The 276-nt window shown below is 69.9% G+C and carries 1 protein-coding gene; it reads left to right on the plus strand.

From position 1 onward, the window contains the following. Nucleotides 1-75: 75 nt before the first annotated feature. Nucleotides 76-276 (plus strand): hypothetical protein (locus J3482_RS20465; RefSeq protein ID WP_206923126.1); only part of this gene is annotated, 201 nt, incomplete at its 3' end.

The raw sequence follows: 276 nt of genomic DNA on the forward strand, positions 1-276 counted from the left end.
CCGGGTCGGTGATCCTCGTCGACGAGGCCAGCAACCGCACCGTGGGGGCCGGCTTCCTGGAGTGATCGGACGACGATGAGCGACGACCCCTGGCTACTGCCCCCGCACACGACGCTGTTCTACATCGGGCCACCGAAGACCGGCACGACGGCGGTGCAGGCTGCTGCGGCGGCCTGCCGGGAGGAATTGCTCGGCCACGGCGTCCTGTACCCGGGCAAGGACGTCAACCATCGCAAGGCGGTGAACGCGTTCCTGGAGCGCGGCTTCGGCTGGCGG

Source organism: Alicyclobacillus suci, from assembly GCF_017329615.1.
GTDB lineage: Bacteria > Bacillota > Bacilli > Alicyclobacillales > Alicyclobacillaceae > Alicyclobacillus > Alicyclobacillus suci.